The 21,957-nt window shown below is 64.4% G+C and carries 21 protein-coding genes; 11 read left to right on the top strand and 10 right to left on the bottom strand.

The genetic code is table 11. The annotated features are described in order from the left end of the window. Positions 1-68 precede the first annotated feature (68 nt). Positions 69-890 carry an aldo/keto reductase gene (locus AC5RV1_RS14915; protein WP_493995078.1) on the bottom strand — a complete coding sequence of 274 codons (822 nt, stop codon included), beginning with the start codon at positions 888-890 and terminating at the stop codon, positions 69-71. A gap of 196 nt (positions 891-1,086) precedes the next feature. On the opposite strand from AC5RV1_RS14915, the gene AC5RV1_RS14910 reads away from it, so the two are divergent. Next, positions 1,087-1,992, top strand: coding sequence for a helix-turn-helix domain-containing protein (locus AC5RV1_RS14910; protein ID WP_493995077.1), 906 nt, complete (start codon positions 1,087-1,089; stop codon positions 1,990-1,992). A 133-nt stretch (positions 1,993-2,125) separates the two neighbouring features. Beyond that, the gene (locus AC5RV1_RS14905) at positions 2,126-2,344 is read left to right on the top strand and encodes a hypothetical protein (RefSeq protein ID WP_163161497.1); all 219 of its coding nucleotides are present in this window, start codon (positions 2,126-2,128) and stop codon (positions 2,342-2,344) included. A gap of 80 nt (positions 2,345-2,424) precedes the next feature. On the opposite strand, the gene AC5RV1_RS14900 is transcribed toward AC5RV1_RS14905, so the two are convergent. The 6 genes from AC5RV1_RS14900 to AC5RV1_RS14875 form a co-directional block, all read right to left on the bottom strand. Continuing rightward, positions 2,425-2,637, bottom strand: coding sequence for a dodecin (locus AC5RV1_RS14900; protein ID WP_256249351.1), 213 nt, complete (start codon positions 2,635-2,637; stop codon positions 2,425-2,427). Positions 2,638-2,721: 84 nt separating this feature from the next. After that, positions 2,722-4,218 (bottom strand): pectate lyase family protein, encoded by a 1,497-nt coding sequence (locus AC5RV1_RS14895; protein WP_493995076.1) that lies wholly within the window; start codon positions 4,216-4,218, stop codon positions 2,722-2,724. Beyond that, positions 4,190-6,196, bottom strand: a complete 2,007-nt coding sequence (locus AC5RV1_RS14890) for a pectinesterase family protein (protein ID WP_493995075.1) — start codon at positions 6,194-6,196, stop codon at positions 4,190-4,192. Before AC5RV1_RS14890 ends, AC5RV1_RS14895 begins: the two co-directional genes overlap by 29 nt. 111 nt (positions 6,197-6,307) lie before the next feature. After that, positions 6,308-7,204 carry a carbohydrate ABC transporter permease gene (locus AC5RV1_RS14885; protein ID WP_493995074.1) on the bottom strand — a complete coding sequence of 299 codons (897 nt, stop codon included), beginning with the start codon at positions 7,202-7,204 and terminating at the stop codon, positions 6,308-6,310. A gap of 9 nt (positions 7,205-7,213) precedes the next feature. Next, positions 7,214-8,164, bottom strand: coding sequence for a carbohydrate ABC transporter permease (locus AC5RV1_RS14880; RefSeq protein ID WP_493946094.1), 951 nt, complete (start codon positions 8,162-8,164; stop codon positions 7,214-7,216). A 46-nt stretch (positions 8,165-8,210) separates the two neighbouring features. After that, positions 8,211-9,518 carry an ABC transporter substrate-binding protein gene (locus tag AC5RV1_RS14875; RefSeq protein WP_493995073.1) on the bottom strand — a complete coding sequence of 436 codons (1,308 nt, stop codon included), beginning with the start codon at positions 9,516-9,518 and terminating at the stop codon, positions 8,211-8,213. A gap of 257 nt (positions 9,519-9,775) precedes the next feature. On the opposite strand from AC5RV1_RS14875, the gene AC5RV1_RS14870 reads away from it, so the two are divergent. The 3 genes from AC5RV1_RS14870 to AC5RV1_RS14860 are packed head-to-tail and all read left to right on the top strand — an operon-like array spanning position 9,776 to position 13,328. Continuing rightward, positions 9,776-10,720 carry a DUF6807 family protein gene (locus AC5RV1_RS14870; protein WP_493995072.1) on the top strand — a complete coding sequence of 315 codons (945 nt, stop codon included), beginning with the start codon at positions 9,776-9,778 and terminating at the stop codon, positions 10,718-10,720. Next, positions 10,717-12,294 carry a glycoside hydrolase family 43 protein gene (locus AC5RV1_RS14865; protein WP_493995071.1) on the top strand — a complete coding sequence of 526 codons (1,578 nt, stop codon included), beginning with the start codon at positions 10,717-10,719 and terminating at the stop codon, positions 12,292-12,294. The genes AC5RV1_RS14870 and AC5RV1_RS14865 overlap by 4 nt, the downstream gene beginning before the upstream one ends. A gap of 17 nt (positions 12,295-12,311) precedes the next feature. Then, positions 12,312-13,328 carry a LacI family DNA-binding transcriptional regulator gene (locus AC5RV1_RS14860; RefSeq protein ID WP_493995070.1) on the top strand — a complete coding sequence of 339 codons (1,017 nt, stop codon included), beginning with the start codon at positions 12,312-12,314 and terminating at the stop codon, positions 13,326-13,328. A gap of 8 nt (positions 13,329-13,336) precedes the next feature. On the opposite strand, the gene AC5RV1_RS14855 is transcribed toward AC5RV1_RS14860, so the two are convergent. Next, on the bottom strand, positions 13,337-14,041 hold the full coding sequence (locus tag AC5RV1_RS14855) for a FadR/GntR family transcriptional regulator (protein ID WP_493995082.1): 705 nt from the start codon (positions 14,039-14,041) through the stop codon (positions 13,337-13,339). 159 nt (positions 14,042-14,200) lie between these two features. On the opposite strand from AC5RV1_RS14855, the gene AC5RV1_RS14850 reads away from it, so the two are divergent. The 6 genes from AC5RV1_RS14850 to AC5RV1_RS14825 all read left to right on the top strand — a co-directional run bounded on the left by AC5RV1_RS14850 (position 14,201) and on the right by AC5RV1_RS14825 (position 20,674). After that, positions 14,201-15,706, top strand: a complete 1,506-nt coding sequence (locus AC5RV1_RS14850; RefSeq protein ID WP_493995069.1) for a four-carbon acid sugar kinase family protein — start codon at positions 14,201-14,203, stop codon at positions 15,704-15,706. Positions 15,707-15,733: 27 nt separating this feature from the next. Then, positions 15,734-16,633, top strand: a complete 900-nt coding sequence (locus AC5RV1_RS14845) for an NAD(P)-dependent oxidoreductase (RefSeq protein ID WP_493995068.1) — start codon at positions 15,734-15,736, stop codon at positions 16,631-16,633. A gap of 136 nt (positions 16,634-16,769) precedes the next feature. Next, the gene (locus tag AC5RV1_RS14840; RefSeq protein WP_493995067.1) at positions 16,770-18,236 is read left to right on the top strand and encodes a GntP family transporter; all 1,467 of its coding nucleotides are present in this window, start codon (positions 16,770-16,772) and stop codon (positions 18,234-18,236) included. Beyond that, entirely contained in the window at positions 18,236-19,087 is an 852-nt protein-coding gene (locus AC5RV1_RS14835; RefSeq protein WP_493995066.1) for a class II fructose-bisphosphate aldolase, read from the top strand. The genes AC5RV1_RS14840 and AC5RV1_RS14835 overlap by 1 nt, the downstream gene beginning before the upstream one ends. A 100-nt stretch (positions 19,088-19,187) precedes the next feature. Next, complete coding sequence (locus AC5RV1_RS14830; protein ID WP_493995065.1) at positions 19,188-19,541, top strand: GNAT family N-acetyltransferase; 354 nt, start codon at positions 19,188-19,190, stop codon at positions 19,539-19,541. Positions 19,542-19,711: 170 nt separating this feature from the next. Next, the gene (locus AC5RV1_RS14825) at positions 19,712-20,674 is read left to right on the top strand and encodes an NAD(P)/FAD-dependent oxidoreductase (protein WP_493995064.1); all 963 of its coding nucleotides are present in this window, start codon (positions 19,712-19,714) and stop codon (positions 20,672-20,674) included. Between the two features lie 134 nt (positions 20,675-20,808). On the opposite strand, the gene AC5RV1_RS14820 is transcribed toward AC5RV1_RS14825, so the two are convergent. Together AC5RV1_RS14820 and AC5RV1_RS14815 are read right to left on the bottom strand one after the other, a co-directional pair. Then, a complete protein-coding gene (locus AC5RV1_RS14820) occupies positions 20,809-21,120 on the bottom strand; it encodes a hypothetical protein (protein WP_493995063.1) in 312 nt (103 codons plus the stop codon). A 226-nt stretch (positions 21,121-21,346) separates the two neighbouring features. Beyond that, on the bottom strand, positions 21,347-21,688 hold the full coding sequence (locus AC5RV1_RS14815; RefSeq protein ID WP_493995062.1) for a hypothetical protein: 342 nt from the start codon (positions 21,686-21,688) through the stop codon (positions 21,347-21,349). Positions 21,689-21,957 lie beyond the last annotated feature (269 nt).

The following is a 21,957-nucleotide window of genomic DNA, read 5'->3' as shown; positions in this document are numbered from 1 at the left end:
TGTGGATCCTTTCGTGGCAGGGCCTGTCGGGGGCCCTGGCTCAGCTGGGTGGGCTACAGCTGGATGGACTACATCTGGGTGAAGGAGGCGACGGCGGGATCCGAGCCCTGCCGCGCTCCGGACTCGAGCGCGGTGATGGCCGCAAGCTCCTCATCCGAAAGGGTAAGGGCCGAGGCCGCGAAGTTTTCCCGGATCCTGGCAGGCTGGCTGGACTTGGGGATCACGATGTTGCCGGCCGCCAGGTGCCAGGCGAGCACCACCTGGGCAGTGGTGGCGTTGTGGGCGTTGGCAATGGCTGTCACGGCATCACCGTTCAGGTCTGCGCCCCGTCCCAGCGGGCTGTAGGCTTCCACCGCGATGCCAAGGCGGCGGCACTTATCCGCCAGTTCCGCCTGCTGGTAGCTGGGGTGGAGCTCGATCTGGTTCACGGCGGGGACAATTTCGGCGGACTCCAGCAGGTCGTCCAAGTGGCCGGCAAGGAAGTTGGAGACTCCTATTGCACGAATCTGGTTGTTTTCGTACAGCCGCTCCATCTCCTTCCAGGCCTGGACGTACAGGCCCTGCGACGGGACGGGCCAGTGGATGAGGTAAAGGTCGACGTAGTCCAGGCCAAGTGCTAAACGGCTGTTCTGGAACGCTTCCTGTGCCCGGTCCTGCTCGCCGTTGCGGAGCTTCGTGGTCACAAAGATGTCCTCGCGGGGGATGCCGGTGGCATCGATCGCTGCCCCGACGCCGGCCTCGTTGCGGTATGCGGCAGCAGTGTCAATGTGGCGGTATCCGGCCTCGAGCGCGTCCTCCACAGTCCGCTGGGTGTCTTCGGGCGGTACCTGGAAAACACCGAAACCAAGCTGGGGGATGGTGACGCCGTTGTTCAGTGTCAGCTCTGACATAGTGGGGCTCCTTGAAAGGTGCGGGTGTGGGTGCCGGTGGCTCGACGCCGAGAAAGCGGTTTCCGCTGGCTCGTTACTGAGCCTATGCACTTTTGGCTCCGATGTCAGTAAGCAAGGCTGATCTTGTTTTTCCTAGGACTGCCAGTCCTACCTTCGTTGTAGAAGCTGCCGGACAGCTCGGGTCACAATGGTTTGCATGGGTCAAAGCGCCGAGTTCGGAAAATTCCTCAAAGCCATGCGGTCCCGGCTGAGCCCCGAGGATGCAGGGGCGGGGCCTACCTCCGGGGCCCGCAGGGTGCCCGGACTTCGGCGTGAGGAAGTGGCAAGGCTGGCGGGGGTCAGTCCCGATTACTACGTCCGCCTCGAACAGGGCCGGAACATCCACCCCTCGCGCACAGTGCTGGACGCCGTGTCCCGGGCGCTCCGCCTCAGCAGCAGCGAGCAGGCGCACATGATGGATCTGTTGGAGAACTGCGCTGCGAACCCGCGCTCAGCCGGGCAAACGGCGCAGTCGGTCCGCCCGGCCCTTCGCCACCTCCTGCAAGCCGTGGGAGACGTGCCGGCGATGGTGTTGGGGCGCCGGAGCGACGTATTGGCCGGGAACCGTTTGGCGTTCCTGCTCTTCACCGATTTTCCGGCGCTCCCGGTGGCGGAAAGGAACCTGACCCGCTGGCTCATCCTCGACCCCGCAGCCCGGGAGCTGTTCCGCGACTGGAAGACGGTGGCTGCAGAAGCCGCCGGAGCGCTCCGCCTTGACGTTGGCCGGCATCCCAACGACGCCCAGGCCAACCAGCTCGTGGGTGAACTGGCGGTCAACAGCGAGCACTTCCGGCAATGGTGGGCGGGACATCGCGTGGCAACCAGGTCCGCAGGGACCGTCCGTCTGCACCACCCCGCCGTCGGGGACCTGGAACTGAACTTTGAGAACCTTGTCCTCCCGGAGGACCCCGACCAGACGCTTAGGGTCTATTCCGCCCGGCCCGGGTCGCCGTCGGCCGATGCCCTTGCCTTGCTCGGCAGCCTCGGTGCGGTAGCGAATCCGGAGCAGCCGCGCAGTGCCGTGGCGGACGCCCCTGCAACCGTTGCCGAAAGCGGCGGCTAGCTGCTGCCTGCGCCGCCTCCGCTGTGCGTTTGACCAGCCGTACGGACGGATTCTGGCCACGAGCCCATTGGGCAGGACAGCAAGCCTTCCTAGGCTGGAGGAACAAGTTCTTACTCCAAGGATGGTCTCAAAGATGAAACGCATCGCCCTGCTTAAGGAACGCCAGGCTGCTGCCGCCGTCGGTGCTCCCTCTACCGCTACCGGTTCGCACTGCCCGGTGTCGGGCCTCTGGAGCCCGGACCAGGACCCGCACACGGTCCTGTCCTTCTTCGAAGGCCACGTGTTCCCGGCGTTCGACGGCGTCCCCACCGTGTGGCGGCGGCGCTCAGCAGGTGCCGTTTCAGCGAATTAGCCTTTTTGCGTTAAAGCCGAACTGGCCCGCAGGTTAACGCCGGAAAACGGGTGTTATCTGCGGGCCAGTTGGGCTTTGGATTAGTGGTCTTCCAGCCGGAATCCGAGCTTGATGGTGACCTGCCAGTCGGCGATCTTGCCCTCTTCCAGGTGGCCCCGGATCTCCTTGACCTCGAACCAGTCAAGGTTCCGCAGGGTCTGGGATGCCTTGGCGATTCCGTTCCGGACGGCGTCGTCCACTCCCTGATCCGACGTGCCGACAATTTCAGAAATGCTGTACGTGTGGTTGGACAACTTCGCTCCTCGTGATTGCCTTGGGGCTCCCGGTTGCGGGCCGTTCTTGAAGACTAGTAGGACTTCAAGAACGTTGACCACCCCTTATTCGGATGTTCCATTGAGAACCGCCACGTTCGAATAGCTGACGTTCCTTCCCGTGGTACGCAGGACGGTGCTGTTCTGTGGGGTGTCGGACGTGACCGTGAGGTCCTTCACTGTTGACCCGTCGGCCGCCACCAGCAAGGTAAGGCCTTTGCTGTTCGTCAGGACCACATCCTCAGCTTGTCCGGTAGCCCCCGCCAGGGTAATGTTCCGCCGGTCGCTCCAGACGACGGCGGGTTCGCGGTACGTTCCGGGCTGGACCAGCACAGTGACGGGGCCGTTGTTGGTGGGAATCGCCCCTACCGCCGCCCTGATGCTGGCGAAGTCTCCCGTGCCGTCCAGTGCCACCGTAATGACCTTCCGGGCAGCAGGTTGCGTGCCGCGCAAGGGCCCGCCGAACGCCCGGACAAGTGCCGGCACCGCAGCCGTGGGCGTCAGTTCGTAGGTGTACGCCTCGGTGGGATCAAACGACTGTCCCCGCTCATGGCCGGTGTTGCCGGTGCACGCCTCGAAAATGTTGCCGCGGGCCACCAGCTCACCGCCCGGTCCCTGATGGTGCAGTGGGTTCCGGACGTCGCGGAAGTAGTTGCCCTCCACCACCAGCAAGGCAGCGTTTCGCCCGAGCATCCCATAACTGGATATGTTCTCGAGGTAGTTGTTGTAGACGTGCGATGCTGCTGTGTTGTCCAGGCTTGCATTGCGCTGGTGGGTGTTCCGGGTCCAGTTGTGGTGCAGGGTGAGCCGCGTGACTACGTTCGAGGTCCAGCCTTCGCCGAGCGCCTTGTTGTGGTCCGAGAAAACGTTCCAGGACAGGGTGACGTTGTCGCAGTCCTTGCGGATGTCCACCAGGCCGTCGCCCAGCCGGGTGAAGTGCATGTGGTCCACCCAGACGTGGGTGCAGGTGTCCATCTGGATACCGTCCCTGTCGTTGTCCGGGCGCTTTCCCTCGAAATCGCCCGGAATGTAGGAGTCCCGGACGGTGAAATTGCGGAACACCACGTTGGAGACGTTGATGAGCTTGAATCCTGCATTGACCACCGCAGCTCCGTCGCCTGCCCCGAGGAAGGACTTGTTGGCGCTGACAACCAGCTTCTCGTAGTGAGGGAATACCAGTTCGCCGTGCAGGATCACCACCAGGGGTTCGGGGCTCCTGGCAAAGCCACGGAGCTGGTCCGGGGTGACGGCATGGACGACGTCACCGCCGGCCCCTCCGGTGGTGCCGGCGCGGCCGTGGGCTGCCACCCCGGCAAAGCCTGTGGGCTCGTCACTCCAGGCATTGCCTCCCAGGGTGCGGTTCACCGGCAGGCCGGCTTCGGCAAAGCCGTGGGAGCTGGAAGCGGCGTCCCGGCTGCTCGGAGCCGCCGTCGCCCTCGGGGCAAGAAGGCCGGACCCCGCCAGGCCAGTTGCGGTGAGGCCGGCTGCCAGGAGGGTCCGCCGTCGGAGGTTCACCCCAGGTGTGCGGGCCATCTTAACCACGTCCCGCCGGAGTCCAGTCACCGAGGAAGGCTTCCTTGGTGAACTTGTTGGCCTCTTCCGGGGTGAGTTGGGGGTGGAATTCGTTGACGAGGGCGCCGGGTCCGCTGTTGTTGTACTCAGCGAACCGGCCCTCGGTCCACGAGTGGCCGCTCATATCCGCCCAGCCGCGCACTGCGATGTGGCTGCCCAGGACGGAGTCCCGGATCACGGCCATGGGATGCGCGTCAGGATCACTGCTCGCGAACCAGGGGCGTCCCAGGCTGACCGTTCCCGCGGCGGCGTTGGAGGTGAGGTTGCTGTCGACGATCAGGATGCCGTACGGATTGGAGTTCTTGGTGCTCGGAGCCACGATGTAGCCGTTGTTGGTTGCACTGCCGCGGTCCAAAGAATGGATGGTGCAACCGTCCAGCACGGCGGTGCCGCGGCCGTAGATGAAGTCCACGTCGCCTTCGATGTAGCAGTTCTTGAGGTAGGTGCGTGCGGTGGCATCGCGTCCGGTGGTATCCGCCAAGTAGGTGTCTTGGTTGCCAAGGAAGCGGGTGCCGTCGAAGGTCACCTTGTCCGCCACGCTCCGGACGGCGAGCGCCTGGCTGCCTCCGTTGGCGGCCTCATCGTAGGTGTTCTCCACCGTCAGGTTCCGCACGGTGGTTCCCTCGGCGAGGACGTTGAGGGTGGCGCTTGCACCTGCGCCCCAGGTGCCGCCGAAGAACTTCACGCCGTTGGCCGGCAGGTCGTAGCTGACGACGACGTCGGCCGGGTTGGCTGTTGCACCCTGGATGGTGAGGTTGGGGCGGTCCGCCCAGATGTTCACCGATTCGCGGTAGGTGCCGGGTTTGACGGTAATGGTGCGGGGCGCCGTGCTTCCGCTGGGGACGGATCCGATCGCTGCCTGGAGGCTGCCGAAGTCGCCGGTGCCGTCCAACGCAACGGTGATTTCTGTTGAGTTGTTCGGGGCGTTGTTTTCCCGTGGGCCTGCGCCGGCGGCAACGATGTCCGGAACGCGGGCGGCGTCGTCCTTCTGGTAGGTGTAGTTCTGTGCGGGGTCGAAGGCGGAGCCTGTGTTGTCCCTGCGGCCGCGGGTGCCGTTGAAGACGTTGTCCCGGTTGACCACCTCGGTGCCGGGATCCTTGGCGACGATGGGGTCCTGCACGGTGCTGAAGCTGTTGCCCTCCAGGACCACCTTGGCGGCGTTGCGGCCCATCATGCCGTACTGGCCGATATCCTGCAGATAGTTGTTGTAAACGTGCGCCGCGGCGGTGTTATCGAGGCTGAAGTTCCGCTGTGTGGTGTTGCGGATCCAGTTGTGGTGGATGGTCATCCGGGTCACCGCATTGGAGGTCCAGCCGACGCCCAGGGCTTTGTTGTTGTCCGCGAAGACGTTCCAGGAATAGGTGATGAGGTCGGAGTCCTTGCGGGTGTCGATCAGGCCGTCGCCCATGCGCTGGATCTTCATGTGGTCAACCCAGACGTGGTGGGTGGTGTCCAGCTGGATGCCGTCGCGGTCGTTGTCCGGGCGCTTGCCGTCCCAGTCGCCGGGGATGTAGGAGTCCCGGATGGTGAAGTTCCGGAAGATTACATTGGAGACGTTGATGAGCTTGAAGCCTGCGTTGACCACTTCAGATCCGGCACCCGCCCCGATGAAGCTTTTGTTGGCGGCGACCGGGATCTTGATGTAGTCCCTGGCTGTCAGGCTGCCGCGGATGAAGATGACCAGGGGTTCGGCCGCTGCTGCGTAGTTGGCCAGTTCCTCAATGGTGGACGCGGTGACGATGCGGCCGGCCTGGCCGCCGGTGGTTCCGGCAAGGCCGTAGCCTGGCAGCGCCGCAAAACCATCGGGCGTTTGTTTCCACATCGCTTCGGGGGTGGCATCGGCAGCCGGTACCAGGGCGGCGGACGGTTGTGGGGCTCCGGCAGGGGAGGCAGTGGCGGCAGGAACCGCCGTCAGGCTTCCCAGCATCACGACGGCGGTGGCCGCGCCGAGCAGGCGTCGCAAACTCATACAAAAACTCCTTTGTTTTGTGCCCGGGCAGCCTCCAGCCCGGGCACGGGTAATCAGGGATGTTCAGTGATGATGCGTACGGAGAAGGTCGTTGCAGCTTCCAGCCCTGGGCTACTTCAACCCGGTAGTGGCGATTCCGTTGATGAGGTATTTCTGGCCCGCGATGAAGAAACCGATGATGGGCGCGATGGACACGACGGACATGGCGAACATTGGCCCCCACATGCTTTGGCCCTCGGAATCCATAAAGGCCCGCAGTGCCAGCGGCACGGTGTAGAGGTCTTGGTTCTGAATGTAGAGCAGGGGGCCAAAGAACTCGTTCCAGGTGGAGATGAACGTAAAGATGGCCGTGGTGGCCATCGCCGGAACACACAGCGGCAGGATGACGCGCAGGAACGTCCGGAAGGGTCCGCACCCGTCGATCTGGGCGGCGTCGTCCAGCTCCTTGGGGAGGGCCTTCATGAACTGGACCATGAGGAAGATGAAGAATGCGTTCGTTGCCATGAAGTTCGGCACGATCAGGGGCAGGTAGGTATCCAGCCATCCCAGTTGCGAGAAGATGATGTACTGCGGCACCAGGAGCACGTGCCCGGGAAGCATCAGGGTTCCCAGCATCAGGGCGAAAAAGAGCTTCCGGCCGGTGAACTCCATCCTGGCGAAGGCGTAGGCAGCCAGGGCACAGGAGAAGATGTTGCCCACGATGGAGAAAACCACCACGATCAGGGAGTTGACCAGGTAGACGTGGAAGGGCTGGTTCAGCGCCGTCCAGCCCTGCTCGTAGTTGCTGAAGTCCCAGTTTTCCGGCCATAGTCCAAGCTGCCGGAAGATGTCGTTGCTGGGCTTGAACGAGCTGGAGACGAGCCACAACAGGGGGTACAGCATCACCAGGCCAACCAGGCACAGGATCAGGTGCCGTGAGAAGCGTGTACCGGTGGTCCCGGTGAGCGCGTCCTCTGCGGGAACGTCCTTCTTTTGCTTGTTCTTGAGGGGTAGTTCGAGGAGAGCCATAGCGGTGCCTTAATTGTCGTAGAAGACCCAGAACTTGGATGCGATGAAGTTGATGGCCGTGAAAATCGCAATGATCATCAACAGCAGCCATGCCATGGCCGAGGCATACCCCATCTCGAACTCCGTGAAGCCTTTCTGGTACAGGTAGAGGTTGTAGAACAGAGTGGAATCCGCCGGTCCGCCGGTGCCGCCGCTCATCACGTAGCCCTGGGTGAAGGTCTGGAAGGATCCGATCAGCTGCATGATGAGGTTGAAGAAGATGATGGGGCTGATCAACGGCAGGGTGATGCTCCGGAACTGCCGCCACCGGGACGCTCCGTCGATGGAGGCGGCCTCGTAGTACATGGTTGGCACCTGGCGCAGGCCGGCGAGGAAAATTACCATCGGCGAACCAAATGTCCACACGTTCAGGACGATCAGGGTGCTCAACGCGAATTCAGGGTCCGTGACCCATGCCGGGCCCTGGATCCCGAAGAGACCCAGGAAACCGTTGACGATTCCGTCATTGCCGAAAATGTAGCGCCAGAGCATCACAATTGCGACGCTTCCGCCGAGCAGGGACGGCAGGTAGTAGACGGAGCGGTAAATCGCCAGGCCTTGCAGGCCGCGGTTCAGTACCAGGGCTATCAGGAGGGCCACGGCCAGGGAGATGGGCACGGAAACGAAGGTGTAGATGAATGTGACCTTCAGCGACTGCAGGAGCCGCGGGTCCTCGAACATCGCCTGGAAGTTTGCCAGTCCCACGAAGTTCGGCTCGGTGAAGAGGTTGTAGTCCGTAAACGCGAGGTAAAGGGAGGCGAAGAACGGGATGATCGTAAACAGCATGCCGATGAACCACGGCAGCAGGAAGAGGTAACCGGAACGCTGATTGGTGCGCTTTCCGCGTGCACGGCTGGGTTTCCCGCCCGGCGCGGCCAGGGTGGGGGCCGCGCCGGAGGCTTGCTTGGTCAGCACTGACATGCGTCAGGCTCCTATCTGCGTAACGAAAAATCTGGATGTGGGCCGGCTACTTGTTGATGGCTGCATTGCTCTTCTCGAGGAAGGTCTTTGCTGCATCGGCAGGGGTGACGCGGCCAAACTCGACTTCTGTCGCCAGCTGCTTGAGCGTGTCCGCGACAACACTTGCACCCTTGGGGTAGACGTAGGCCGGTGCGAGGTCGTCCTTCTGGATGTCGGCGACCATCTGCACAAACTTCGTGTCATCCTCGCCGAGCTTGGGCATGATGGCCTTTGTCACTTCGGGGTTGATCGGAACGCCGCGCTGGGTCAGCGTCTCCGCGGCGCCGTCGACGTCGTTAATCAGGAAGTTCAGCAGCTTCGCCGCTTCCTTCGGGTGCTTCGACTTTGCGGCAATGGACCACAGCATGCTGGGGTCGGCGGAGTATCCGCGGCGCTTTTCGGTGGTTTCGCCCGGCATGCGCAGCAGGACCACGTTTCCGCCGGCGGCTTCGTTGTATCCCTTGTAGTTGTTGATCGGGATGATCTGGGAGGCGACGGTGCCCTTGGCCAGGTACGACTGGGCAGGAGAGCCGCCAATCTGCTCGAAGAAGCCCGCGGGCGGGTAGCCTCCTGCAGCCCGCAGGTCAACGCTGTACTGGAACCAGTCGCGCATGGTCTCCTCGCTGACACCGAGCTTGTTGTCTTTGGTGTAGAAGTCCTCGCCCCGCTGCCTTGCGAGGAGGATGGGGCCCGTTTCGGTGGCTACGTCATAGCCGGCGCCGTAGATTTTGCCGCCGGTTTTCTGCGTGATCTCGGTGGCGAACTTTGCGTAGTCTTCCCAGCTCCAGGTTTTGTCATCCGGAATGGTGACCCCGGCCTGGTCGGTAATGGTTTTGTTCACCACCATGCCGATGAGGTTGACCCCAGTCGCCAGGCCGTACAGTTTCCCGTCAACCTCGCCGCGGCTTTGGATTGTGGCGGGGATGTTCTTGAGGTCGACCTCCGGGAAGGACTTCAGGTCGGCGAGGGTGCCCCGCTGTGCGTACTCAAGGAGCGTGCGGTTGGCCATGTTCAGGACGTCAGGTGGGTTTCCGCCCGCGAAGCGGGTAGCCAGTTTGTCGGCATAGGGGCCGCTGTCCTGGTATTCGCTCTTGACAGTGATGCCGGGGTTCTTCTCCTCGAAGATCTTGATTGCCGCGTCCGTCATCTTGGCCCGGTTGGAGTCACCCCAATAGACAAAGTTCAACTCCACGTTGCCGCCACCGGCAGCAGGTGTCGAACCGCCTCCACAGCCGCTCAACGCCAAGCCCGCGGCCGTAACGGCTGCGCCCAGGACCAGCCTGCGGGAGATGGGGGTGCTGACAGTCTTCATCATTGAATGACGCCTCTCTAGGGTTGCCCACTGCTAGTGCGCGGGCCTTAAAGGTGAAAATACTTCAGAAAGTTTCTGTGTCAGATACAGCAGCGGCTTCTCAAGGAAAACCAGCCCAAACAGCCAAAGTAACGAAAACGAAAACTCGGTAAACGATTTCTAGCAAAGATCGGCTGTGACTGTCAACACAATTTTCAAACCGGAACGGGCGAGAAATCGGAAAGTTTCTACGCTCATTGCCGACTCTTTCTGATGTGGCTATGCTGAACCCCACAACCCTTGAACTGCCCCTACTGGAGGTCGGCTTGGCCCACTACACCCAACCCGCTGAAGCGCCGGGTCCAACCCGGCGGGAGCATCCTTCCGCCGCCCACAACACCGCTCTTCAACAGCCGGCCAACCTTGCGCCCCGGCCCTATCTGCACCCGGTACGTTCCAAGGCGGGCGTTGTTGTCACCGATGCTGAACCGGCTGACCACCGGCACCACCTGGGGCTTTCCATCGCCTTCTCCGATGTCAACGGAACCAATTTCTGGGGCGGGTCGACCTATACGGCCGGCAATGGACCCATGCTCCTGGCCAATCACGGAAGGCAGCTTCCGCGAGCCTGGCAGTCAACGCCGGAGGAAGCATCGGGCAACGTTTCCTGGTTGTCCAAGGACGGCGGGGAACTCGCCGTCGAGCAGCGTCGCATCCGCTACTTTCCCCATACGGGACCCGGGACGTGGGGCCTTTCGCTGTCCTCGGTAATTGTCCCCGTGTCAGGCGTGCAGCGGCTGGAGGTATCGTCGTCGGCCGTGAAAGGGCGGAAGGGTGCCGGATACGGCGGCATTTTCTGGCGCTTTCCCCACGGCAGCAGCGCGCCGCTTGTCCTGTCCAACGCCGGCCGCGGTGCCGATGCTGCCCACGGTTCACTCTCGCCCTGGCTTTCGGTCGGCATGGTGATCGATGGCGTAGCCGTCAGTGTTGTGCTCGCACAGGAGCCAGGCCAGCTGCTTCCGTGGTTCGTTCGCGCCGGAGGCTACCTTGGCGCCGGACCGGCCGTGGCATGGGCGGAACCCGCCGTCGTGGACCACGGCAACCCGCTCAAGCTTGCCCTGCACGCCGTTATCCACGACGGCCAGGTGTCCACCGCCGCCCAGGCCTTGGGCCTCCTAAGCCAGCACCCCCTCGTAAGCCCCAGCTCTCCCGACAGGACATCATGACTACCCGGATCCCCGCCCCCGCCTACCGCAACCCGATCCTTAACGCCGACTGGCCGGACCCGGATGCGGTGCAAGTGGACGGCGTCTACTACCTCATCGCCTCCAGCTTCAACCGCGTCCCCGGCCTGCCGGTCCTTCGCTCACGGAACCTCGTGGATTGGGAGCATGCCGGCCACGCGCTCGCCGAGCTCCCCCAGACCGGCCACTACTCGCTGGTGCGCCACGGCAGCGGCGTCTGGGCTCCCTCACTCCGGTACCACGACGGGCGCTTCTGGATCTTCTACCCCGATCCGGATCATGGCATCTTCGTGCTGAGCGCCGAAAAGGCTGAGGGCCCGTGGACCACCCCGCACCTCCTGTACCCCGGCCGCGGGCTCATCGATCCCTGCCCCTTGTGGGACGACGACGGCCAGGCCTACCTGGTGCATGGCTGGGCCCAGAGCCGGGTGGGCGTGAAGAACCGGCTCACGGTCCACCGCATGAGCCCGGACGCCGGCAGGCTGCTGGACCACGGCACGCATGTGGTCAACGGGGCCGACCTCCCGGGCTACAGCACCCTGGAAGGTCCGAAGTTCTACAAAAGGGACGGCTGGTACTGGATCTTCGCCCCGGCGGGCGGAGTGGCCACCGGCTGGCAGTCGGTATTCCGGTCCAGGTCCCCGTTCGGGCCCTACGAGGAGCGGCGGGTCCTCGAGCAGGGAAATACCGAGGTCAACGGACCCCACCAGGGCGCCTGGGTCACCAGTCCCCGGGGCGAGGACTGGTTCCTGCACTTCCAGGACCGCGGACCCTACGGCCGGGTGGTGCACCTGCAGCCCATGGGGTGGAGCGAGGACGGCTGGCCCTGGATGGGAGTCCGGAATCCCGACGGCGGACCGGGAACCCCTGTGATTAGCCATCCCTACCCGGCGGGTACTGCCGCGGAAAACGTTGCACCGCCGGCCAGCGACGACTTCTCGTCACCGCGCCTGGGGCCGCAGTGGCATTGGCAGGCGAATCCCCAGGATGACTGGGCGCACCAGTGCGGAGGAGGGCACCTCGTCCTCAAGCCCAAGGCTAACGATCCGGTAAACCTGCGTGAGCTCCCGAACCTGCTCGGGCAAATCCTGCCCGGAACGCCATCCACGTTCACCACGTCGCTTGAGCTGCAGGACGTCCCGGTGGGAACCCGCGCAGGCGTGGTGGTGCTGGGGCTGAAATACGCCTGGCTGGGCATCGTCAGGACAGCTGAAGGCTATGTCCTCGGCGATGGCACTGGGGGAGAGGGGCCCCACGAGCAGCGGCTGGGCAGGCAACGTGTCCTGCCGGGCTCCCGGATAGAACTGCAGATCCGAACCGACGGCACGCCCCGGTCCACCTTTGCCTGGCGCTCCGGACCGGGGGAACCGTGGGAAGTGCAGGGCTGGAACTTCGACGTAGTGAAAGGCCAGTGGATCGGCGCGGAGCTGGGCCTCTTCGCGGCCTCACCACTGGGTTCGGAGGATGGCGGCAATGTTATCGTGGGACCCGTGCGGGTGGACGTTGCGCCAGCCCGGCGTCCCACCGCCCCGCAATTCGCCGCCCTAACTACATGACTCCGAGGACCGCCCCTGTGACCGCCACTCCGCGTCCCAAAATTGCTGACGTCGCGGCCGCAGCAGGCGTCTCCGTGCCCACGGTGTCCAAGGTGCTCAACGGCCGGACCCACGTCTCCGAGGCCACCCGCGCCAGGGTTCAGCAGGCACTCGAAGAGCTTGACTACTCGAAGCGCGCCGCGTCGGTCACCCAGCCGGGAGTCCTGCAGCTGGTGGTTAACAACTTCGACTCTCCCTGGGTCCTGGAGACCATGGCGGGAGTGGAGGCGGCCGCGGACCGGCTGGGCTATGCCGTTGCCTATGCACGCGCCGAGCATGCTACTGCGGAGCGCTGGCGGAAGCTGCGCGAGCCGTCCGTCAACCGGCTCGATGGCGTGCTGCTGCTGGCGCCGCGGAAGGATTCGCGCCTCGTGACTGCGCTTCGGACGCTGAAGATTCCCGCCGTCGCCATCGACCCGGAAGGAACCGAAGGGCTGGCAATCCCCAGCGTCAGCCCGGCGTCGTTCTCCGGCGCCCTGGCCGCAGTGAGCCACCTGCTGGGCCAGGGCCATCGCAGGATCGGCATCATCACCGGCCGCAAGCACAGTCCCGGGCACGGCCGTGCCCGCTACGCAGCCTATGCAGCTGCGCTTCATGAGGCCGGGCTGCCCGTCCTGCCGGAGCTCGTGCAGGACGGCGACTTCAGTATCGAGTCGGGTATGCGGCTGGGCGGGGAGCTGCTGGACCTGCCCCAGCCGCCCACCGCCATCTTCACGGGCAGCGACCTGCAGGCCCTGGGCGTGATGAACGCGGCAGGCCAGCGCTCGCTCCACGTTCCCGAAGACCTGAGCATTGTGGGCTTTGACGATATCGCGCAGGCCGCGTTGACGTCGCCGCCGCTCACCACGGTCCGGCAGCCGCTGGCACAGCTTGCTTCCATGGCGGTGGGGATGTTGACGGAGCAGCAGGAACAATCGGCTTCAGCCGTTCCCACAGCCCTGGAAGTAGCGACCGAACTGGTGGTCCGGGGAACAACGGCCCCGCCGGCGCGCTAAGCCAGCAATTACTTTGCCTCGAGCACCAGGTTCTTGAGGTCGTCCAGGGTCTGCTGCATGTGTGCGTCCATTGCCTCCCGGGAGCGCGCAGCGTCACGGGATTCCAATGCTTCGGCGATGTTCTGGTGATGACGGATGGCGTGCACCTGGATCTCGCGCACGGCTGACGTTTCGGTCCGTCGCTTTTCCAGGACCCGGTGGAGCGGTTCGAAGAGAACGGCCACAAAAACGTTCTCGGAGGAATGCAGGATCAGGTCGTGGAACGCGAGGTCCGCTTCCACGAAGGCCGCGATGTCGTTCACCTCGTGGGCGGCGCGCATGGCGGCCACGTAGCCGTGAAGCACCTGGATGTCCGCGTCGCTGATACGCCGCGCGGCGAGTTCGCAGGCACCGGTTTCCAGCATGCGGCGGAGTTCGATGAGCTGGACGGACGCCTCCGCTTCGTTCTTGCCCTCGGAGGCGGCGCGCAGCACTGCCTCCAGCGAGGCCCACCGGTTGAGTGGGTTCACAAAGGTGCCGCGCCCGCGCTCGACACTGAGGATCCGCTGCGCCTCAAGAGTTTTCATTGCTTCGCGGACGGTCATCCGGCTCACTTCATGGGCGGCGCTGAGTTCGTGCTCACCCGGAACAGTGGCGCCAGGAGGAAATTCGCCCGCAATGATGCGGTCCAGGAGCTCATCCGCCACCTGCCCTACCAGCGACTTCCTTGCCATGCTGCCCCCATCGGTGCCCTCTGCGGATATGTCAGACAAATCTCCTTGCGCGTCTTTATGTCCTATGCCACACTAGCATCAGATGCAAGATGTCAGACATCTTACAGATAACTTTTACATCTCAGGATCCGCCTGGATTCATACACAACGGAGTGCACTGTGACGCTTGAAGCAGACGTTCTGGCCGCCTACCCGGCCGAGGTCCGGATTCCCGCCGAACTGGTGGCCAGCACGCTGGCTGCCTCCAACGCGGAGACCCCGCGTGTCCTGGTAGTGCTCGACGACGACCCCACCGGAACCCAGTCCGTGGCAGATTTGCCGGTGCTCACCCAGTGGGAAGTGGAGGACTTTATCTGGGCCTTTGGCCAGGCCAAACCCGCCGTCTACGTCCTCACCAACACCCGCAGCCTTGACCCCGCCGAGGCAGCCGGCCGCAATGAGGAAGTGGTCCGCAACGCCCTCGCCGCTGCCGGCTCGCCGGAGGGCGGTGTTGGTTCCAGTCTCCGACTGGGCTTCGTCAGCCGCAGCGATTCCACCCTCCGCGGCCACTACCCGCTGGAGCCGGATGTCATTGCCGCCACCGTTGCTGACGTCAGTGGCGAACAGACCGACGGCGTGGTGTTGGTCCCGGCCTTCCCGGACGCCGGGCGGGTCACCATCGGCGGCGTCCACTACATGCGCGGCACAGGTGATGCTGCCGGCACCCTCACCCCGGTGGCCAACACTGAATTCGCCAAGGACGCCACCTTCGGCTTCACGACGTCCGTGATGGCCGACTACGTCGAGGAGAAATCCCAGGGCCGCTTCGCTGCGGACTCGGTGATCGTCCTGGACCTGAACATCATCCGCGCGGGGGCTTCGGCCGCAGATGCGTTAGACGGTGCGCGGATCAGCGCCAACGCCATCGCCGACGCCATCGAAACGGCCACGGACTCCACCCCGATCGTGGCCGACATCGTCACCGAGAATGACCTTCGGGCGTTGTCCCTCGGGCTGGAGGAAGCCGAGCGACGCGGCAAGACACTGCTCTACCGCGTGGGTCCGCCGTTCGGCCGCGCCCGGATCGGCCAGGAAATCCGCACCGAACTCAGCGGCGCCGAGGCATACGCGGGCAACACCCCGTCTGAGTCCGGCGGGCTCATCGTCGTCGGCTCCCACGTGGGGGTCACCACCCGCCAGCTCAAGGCCCTGACCGAACAGCACAGCGCGGCCCGGATCGTTGAGATCGACGTCGAGAAGCTCCTTGGCGCCCACGCTGACAGCCACCTGGACCACACCGTGGACACCGTCGTCGAAGCCCTCCGCGGCGGCGACGTCATCGTCCACACCAGCCGGCTGCTGATCAAGACGGATGATCCCGCTGAAAGCCTGCGGATCGCCCGCACCGTTTCAGCCGCCGTCGTAGCGGTGGTCAACCGGACCCTCAAGACCTTCCCGCCGCGGTTCGTCATCGCCAAGGGCGGGATCACCTCCTCGGACGTGGCTGCCCACGGCCTGGAGATCCGCCATGCCATCGTCCGGGGTCCCATGCTCCCCGGCATCGTGAGCCTTTGGGAACCGGTGGACGGCCCCGCAAAGGGCATCCCCTACATCGTTTTCGCCGGCAACGTGGGCGACGACCAGTCCCTGGCCGACGTCACCCGCAAGCTCAGCAACACCTTCTAACCCAGCACACCTTCAATGGAGAACACCATGACCAGCAACTACACCGTCACCGTCCTGGGCCTCGGAGCCATGGGCCTGCCGATGGCCACCCGCCTCGCTTCGCAGCTGACCGTCCACGGCTTCGACATCGCCGAACCCCGCCTCAAGCTCGCCGAAGAAGCAGGCATCGCTACCTTCGCTACTGCCCGCGAAGCCGCCAAGGGCGCTGACGCCGTTCTCCTGGCCGTCCGCAACGGAGAGCAGCTCAACGACGTCCTCTTCGGTGAAAACGGCGTGGCCTCTGTGCTCGAGCCCGGCGCCGTGGTCATCCTGGGCAGCACCGTAGGCACTGAAGCCATTCCCGCAACGGTCGCAAAGCTGGCCGAATACGGCGTCGAACTGGTGGACGCCCCGCTGTCCGGCGGCCCGAAGCGCGCCGGCGAAGGCGACCTGCTGATCGTCGTCGGGGCTTCCCCGGAAGCACGCGAAAAGGCGGCTCCGGCCCTGGAACTGCTGGCCTCCACCCTGACCGTCGTGGGCGACAAGCCCGGCGACGGCCAGGCGCTCAAGACCGTCAACCAGCTCCTCTGCGGCGTCCACATCGCCGCCGCCGCCGAGGCTATGGCCCTTGCCGACGCACTCGGCCTGGACCAGGCCAAAACCCTTGCCGCCCTCGAAGCCGGTGCCGCCGGCTCGTTTATGCTTTCCAACCGCGGCCCCCGAATCCTGGAGGCCTACAACGAGGACGGCGCCGAGGTCCTCAGCCGCCTGGACATCTTCGTCAAGGACATGGGCATCGTAGGCAAGGCCACCCGGGCGGCAGGACTGGCAGCTCCGGTTGCCGCCGCTGCTGAGCAGCTTTACCTCTTGGGCCAGGCCCAAGGACTCGCCGCCGCTGATGACTCCGCCGTCATCAAGGTTGTTGCCCCCACTAAGCGCACCAACTAGCCCCACCTTCCAAAAAAAGTATGGCGACGGTCCCCCTTCCGCCGTCGCCGTACCTCCCGGCCTTTCCCCAATAGAAAAAACCAGCGCCTGATTGCCCGTCTTCTGGAAGACTGGCTCGTCAAAGGAGACACCCACAGTGAACCATCTGATGAACCCGCTGATAGTGCGGGCGGCTGATGCTCCAGCCATCAAACCCGCAGTGGAGCTCGGCACTCCGCTGCTGCTGACCATCGCCGCACTCGGCATCGCCGTGCTGCTGGTGATGATCATCCGCTTCAAGATCCAGGCCTTCGTTGCCCTGCTCACCGTCAGCATCATGGTTGCTGTCGCCGCCCAGATCCCGCTGAAGGACGTCTTCACCGTTGTCGCCAACGGCGTGGGCAGCACCATGGGCAAGGTGGCGCTGCTGATCGCACTCGGCGCCGTCCTAGGACGCATGATCGAGGTTTCCGGCGGCGTGCAGTCCCTTGCCGCCCACTTCACCGACAGGCTCGGTGCCAAGCGGGTGGCCGTGGCCCTCACCGCCGTCGGCTTCCTGGTTGCCATCCCCGTCTTCTTTGAAGTCGGCGTCATCGTGCTGGTCCCCATCGTCTACGCCTTCGCGAAGATCGCCAACGTGCATCCGGTCAAGTTCGGCCTGCCCATGGCCGGCATCATGCTCGCCATCCACGTGGCCGTCCCGCCGCACCCCGGCATCGTGGCAGGAGCAGGTGTCTTCGGCGCCGACATCGGACTCATCACCCTGATCTCCTTGGCCATCTGTGTTCCCCTGGGCTTCCTGTCCTACTGGGTGGCCAGCATCATGAACCGCAAGGAGTATGAACTCCTGCCGTCGGTTAAGGCGCAGGTGGAAGAATTCGGCTCCGATTCCCTGGTCAAGGTAGGCCATGACGGCCCCGGTGCCGCAGCCATCGCACCTCCCCGCCCCGGCCTGATCATCTTCCTCATCGCCGCACCCATCGTGCAGATCCTGCTTGGCACCCTGGGCACCCTCACCATCCCCAAGGACAACTCCTGGTACGGCCTGGCCGCGTTTGTCGGCAACCCGTTCTTCGCGCTCCTCGTCGCCGTCGCGCTGTCCTTCTTCCTGCTTGCAGTCCGCCGCAACTGGTCACTGAAGGAAACCGGCGAAATCTTCGAGGGGGCACTGCCTCCCATCGCCTCCATCCTGATGGTGGTCGCGGCCGGCGGTGTGTTCGGTGAGGTCCTGCGGACGTCTGGCATCGGTGCCGCCTTGTCCCAGACCCTGGACCACCTGGGCCTGCCCGTCATCGCCCTGGGCTTCGTGATCTCCCTGGCCCTTCGTGCCGCACAGGGCTCGGCAACCGTTGCAATCGTCACCACCACCGGCCTGCTGACCTCCGCCGTGATGGAAGGCGGCTACACGCCGGCCCAGATCGCCGTGATCGTCATCGCCATTGGCTTCGGCTCGCTGGGCCTGTCCCACGTGACCGACGCAGGGTTCTGGACTGTGGTGCGCTACTACGGCCTCACGGTCTCCGACGGCCTGAAGACCTGGACCGTCCTCACCACCATCCTGGGCCTTGCCGGCTTCGCGCTGACTTTCGTGGCCTGGATCCTGGTAGGAGGCCTGGGCGTCTGATGCGCACCCGACTCGACCACCTGGTCACCTCCGCCCTCCAGCAGGGGTCCGCCGTCCCGGCCTTCACCTGCTACGACTTCACCACCGCACTGGCCGTGGTGGGCGCTGCAGAGGAATCCGGCCGCGGCGTCATCCTCCTCGTGGCGCCCAAGACCGCCGCCACCTCCAACGGCCTGCGCCTCATCGGGGCCCTCCGGGGCCTGGCTGACGCGGCTTCAGTGCCCGTTGCCGTGCAGCTTGACCACGCTGCGGACCTTCAGGTGATGGCCGACGCCGTCGCGGCAGGGGCGGACTCTGTCCTCGCCGACGGTTCATCCCTTCCTTACGAGGACAACATCGCACTGGTCATAGCTGCCCGTAAGTTGCTGGGGCCCGACGTCGTGCTGGAAGCGGAGCTGGGCGGACTCGCCGGTGATGAGGACCGTGCCTTTGGCGCCGACCAGTCCGGCGTGGCCGTCGCCGGGCTGACGGATTCGGCCCAGGTGGAGGACTTTGTGTCCCGGACCGGCGCGGAACTGCTGGCGGTCGCCGTCGGGAATGTCCACGGCAAGTACAAGGGCGAGCCGCAGCTGCGCTGGGACGTGCTGCAGGACATCGCGGTGCGGACGCACATTCCGCTGGTCCTGCACGGGGCCTCCGGGATCCCTGCAGAGGAGCTGGTGAAGGCCGCGTCCATGAACGTTGGCAAGGTCAACTTCAACACCGAGCTCCGCACCGGCGTGCTCGCCACCCTGCAGGAGCAGCTGCCCGGGCACCGTTCCGAGGGTGAAAACCTGCAGGGGCTCCTGGGCCACTGGAACCAGTCCGCGGGCAGCTTCGCCACAACGGCCCTGGGTATGCTCACGCGCTGATCCTGGCCTCCCTCTTTTGCCTTCCTGGCCCTTGCCCTACTGATGTTGAAGGGTAAGCGGGGGCATTGCCAGCGGGCTGAAGTAGTGCCAGTGTCGAAGCATGACCGAGAACACGATGTCCACCGAGGATAGGTTCACGCCCGATGTCACGCTGAGGCGCAACGACGCGCAGCACCGCTATGAACTGCTGGTGGGCGGCAAGCTGGCCGTCCAGTCCTTCTACCAGGACCTGCCGGGCCATATCGACTTCAGCCACACCGAAACGTCGCCGGACTTTGAGGGCCAGGGCTTGGGCAAGGTACTGGCCCACTTCGCCCTGGATGACGTCGTGGCAGCAGGAAAACGGATCATCCCGCACTGCCCCTTCATTGCAAGCTACCTCCGCAAGCACGAGGGCTACGAGCAGTGCGTCGACTGGCCGGATAGCCCGGCAACTAACGGTTCGGGAGCCTAATAAACCGGCGCCGCTCCGAGGGGCAAACAAAATCCTCCTCCCTGAACCCGGGCTGCGCGTTATTGTGCCGCAGCGCCGGGTACCTTTCCTGAGCGCGGTCTTGCAGAGGGCTCACACAGTTGTATGCGCCCTCTGTCCGGGAGCAGCGCACACCGGGGAAGGAATCCTGGATGAATCACCAAGAACAGCTATTCGACGTTGCCATCATGGGCGGGGGACCGGCAGGGTTGAGCGCCGGTGTTGCCCTGGCCAGGGCGCTGCGCTCGGTGGTGGTAATCGATGCCGGCGGGCAGCGGAACCTGCGCGCAGAAGGGGTGCATGGCTTCCTGACCCGCGAGGGCATGAGCCCCAGCGAGCTTCTTGCTGCCGGGCGCGGGGAACTCGCAGACTACGGCGGGCAGAACATCACAGGTTTTGTTGAGTCTGCCAGCCGGGACGGCGACAACTTCGTGCTCTCGCTCGACGACGGCACAGCCTGTACAGCCCGGCGGCTGCTGATTACCTCGGGAATCGAAGACGAGCTTCCTGACCTGCCGGGTGTGGCCGAGCGCTGGGGCAGGGATGTGCTTTACTGCCCCTACTGCCACGGCTGGGAGATCAGGAATCAACAGGTAGGGGTCCTCGCTTCTGATGCCCACGCTGTCTCGCAGGCCCTGACTTTCCGGCAGTGGAGCCCAGACGTGACCCTCCTGCTCAACGACGAACTGGCGCTCAGCCCGGGCCAAGCGGAACAGCTGGGAGCGCGGTCCGTCAACGTGGTGGATGGCAGGGTCCGCGGATTGGTGGTCCAGGACGACAAGCTGACGGGGGTCACGCTCGACGACGGATCAGCGGTACCGCTGGAGGTTCTGGTGGTCAGCCCGGCCACGGTCAGCAAGGCCAACATGCTCCAGGCCCTCGGGCTGGAACCGGACGGCCTGGAAGAAGGGCCGGGGACCCGGCTGGCTACCGATGAGTCGGGGCTGACGTCCTGCCCGGGGGTCTGGGCCGCCGGCAACGCGACGGACGTCTCGGCCCAGGTGATGACGGCCGCCGCCGCCGGACTGAAAGCGGCCGCCGCCATCAACGCGGATTTGGTACTGGAAGATACGCGGCGGGCAGTGGAGGCGGCGAGGACTGCTGCAGTGCATTAGCCTGCTGCTTAGCTGGCGGCCGGTTAGTTGGCCGGCTTGCGTGCTGGTTTGCGGGGCACCCGTACCCACCAGGTTCCCCGCAATCCGGCTCGGTGTGAGTCAGCCGGCGGTCCCGGCCAGCTCTTCCCTTGTGGTCAGCTGGCCAGTGCGTGCATGCTGGCAGCCGGGACATCAATAGTGAAGCCGCAGGCACAGCGGTAGGTTTCCACGCTGGCGGGCGGGGAGCCGGCGCCAACGGGAATGACCGTTGCTCCATCAACGTGAACGGGCTGGTACAGGGACAGTGCGTCTGGATCCACACGCAGCATCGGGGCGCGGCAGTGCATTCTTGAATTCAGGGTGACCAACAATCCCATGTCAACGGGGAGGGTGGAGCTCAAGAGGGCTTCGGGTCCTGTCTCGGGCTCCGCAGGAGCCACTGGCTGATCTTCTGTAACGATGGTCATGATGTTCGTCCTTGGGCTTCTTCACGGTACTGCCGGCGTTGGCAGCCCCGCCGCGACTGCTTGCGGAGGTTCATTTACCCCGTAACCTAAGCATGCTTACTAATAGTTGGGCAAATCAGCTTGTGATCCAGCGCACCCCGGCGACCCCGGCAACCCCGTCAGTGCCGCAATGCGGTCCTGGCTCCCCCGGCACCGCGGGTTCCAGCCATCCGTGCCCGCCCCGACTTCAGCCGCGCCGGCGCTGCCACTGGAATGCGTGCCAGAACAGCAGGCAGATGGCAGCAGCAAGTCCCGCGACGATCGCATAAGGGGCAAAAGTGAACATCAGGAAAGATGCCGGCATTCCTGAAGTCGTCGGGCCCACCATCGTGTTGGCGTTGAAGAAGATCAAGGCTCCGCCCCCGATGAGCAGGATGGCGAGGAGCCACAGAATCACAATGAACGGGTTCACGGCGGGCACGGGACTGCTCTGCGACTCTTCCCCTGCTCCGGACCGGACTGCCTCCGTTACTGGGTTTCCGTCCTGGTCCACTTCCCGGAATTCGATCGCACTTCCTGACTGTTCCATGTTTCCCCCTGTGATTTCTGCAATGCCCGGCTGCCGGTACGCGCCAAGCCCTAGTCCGGGACTTCGCGGATGTCTTGTCTGCAGCCGTGCTGGAGGGGCCATTCTGCAGGACGCCTAGCTCGCGCCGCCAGTCAATGACGGACTCAGCAGCGAAAAAACGGCGAATCGCGGACCCTCGGGACAAATACATCACAAAAGTTTGCTTAAAAGGCTGCCCTAAGTAAGTGTTACCTTTGCAACTTGCCGGAGACGCCGACCAAAGGAAGACC

The organism is Arthrobacter sp. Hb9-2 (assembly GCF_059091165.1).
Note: the sequence above shows the minus strand (reverse complement) of the source record. Positions and strands in the feature narration are given on the sequence as shown.

Bases quoted from the DNA above. Each gene is read 5' to 3' on its own strand.
- AC5RV1_RS14915 (WP_493995078.1), bottom strand. From the start codon at position 890: ATGTCAGAGCTGACACTGAACAACGGCGTCACCATCCCCCAGCTTGGT.
- AC5RV1_RS14910 (WP_493995077.1), top strand. From the start codon at position 1,087: ATGGGTCAAAGCGCCGAGTTCGGAAAATTCCTCAAAGCCATGCGGTCC.
- AC5RV1_RS14905 (WP_163161497.1), top strand. From the start codon at position 2,126: ATGAAACGCATCGCCCTGCTTAAGGAACGCCAGGCTGCTGCCGCCGTC.
- AC5RV1_RS14890 (WP_493995075.1), bottom strand. From the start codon at position 6,196: ATGAGTTTGCGACGCCTGCTCGGCGCGGCCACCGCCGTCGTGATGCTG.
- AC5RV1_RS14885 (WP_493995074.1), bottom strand. From the start codon at position 7,204: ATGGCTCTCCTCGAACTACCCCTCAAGAACAAGCAAAAGAAGGACGTT.
- AC5RV1_RS14880 (WP_493946094.1), bottom strand. From the start codon at position 8,164: ATGTCAGTGCTGACCAAGCAAGCCTCCGGCGCGGCCCCCACCCTGGCC.
- AC5RV1_RS14875 (WP_493995073.1), bottom strand. From the start codon at position 9,518: ATGATGAAGACTGTCAGCACCCCCATCTCCCGCAGGCTGGTCCTGGGC.
- AC5RV1_RS14870 (WP_493995072.1), top strand. From the start codon at position 9,776: ATGCTGAACCCCACAACCCTTGAACTGCCCCTACTGGAGGTCGGCTTG.
- AC5RV1_RS14865 (WP_493995071.1), top strand. From the start codon at position 10,717: ATGACTACCCGGATCCCCGCCCCCGCCTACCGCAACCCGATCCTTAAC.
- AC5RV1_RS14855 (WP_493995082.1), bottom strand. From the start codon at position 14,041: ATGGCAAGGAAGTCGCTGGTAGGGCAGGTGGCGGATGAGCTCCTGGAC.
- AC5RV1_RS14845 (WP_493995068.1), top strand. From the start codon at position 15,734: ATGACCAGCAACTACACCGTCACCGTCCTGGGCCTCGGAGCCATGGGC.
- AC5RV1_RS14835 (WP_493995066.1), top strand. From the start codon at position 18,236: ATGCGCACCCGACTCGACCACCTGGTCACCTCCGCCCTCCAGCAGGGG.
- AC5RV1_RS14830 (WP_493995065.1), top strand. From the start codon at position 19,188: ATGACCGAGAACACGATGTCCACCGAGGATAGGTTCACGCCCGATGTC.
- AC5RV1_RS14825 (WP_493995064.1), top strand. From the start codon at position 19,712: ATGAATCACCAAGAACAGCTATTCGACGTTGCCATCATGGGCGGGGGA.
- AC5RV1_RS14820 (WP_493995063.1), bottom strand. From the start codon at position 21,120: ATGACCATCGTTACAGAAGATCAGCCAGTGGCTCCTGCGGAGCCCGAG.
- AC5RV1_RS14815 (WP_493995062.1), bottom strand. From the start codon at position 21,688: ATGGAACAGTCAGGAAGTGCGATCGAATTCCGGGAAGTGGACCAGGAC.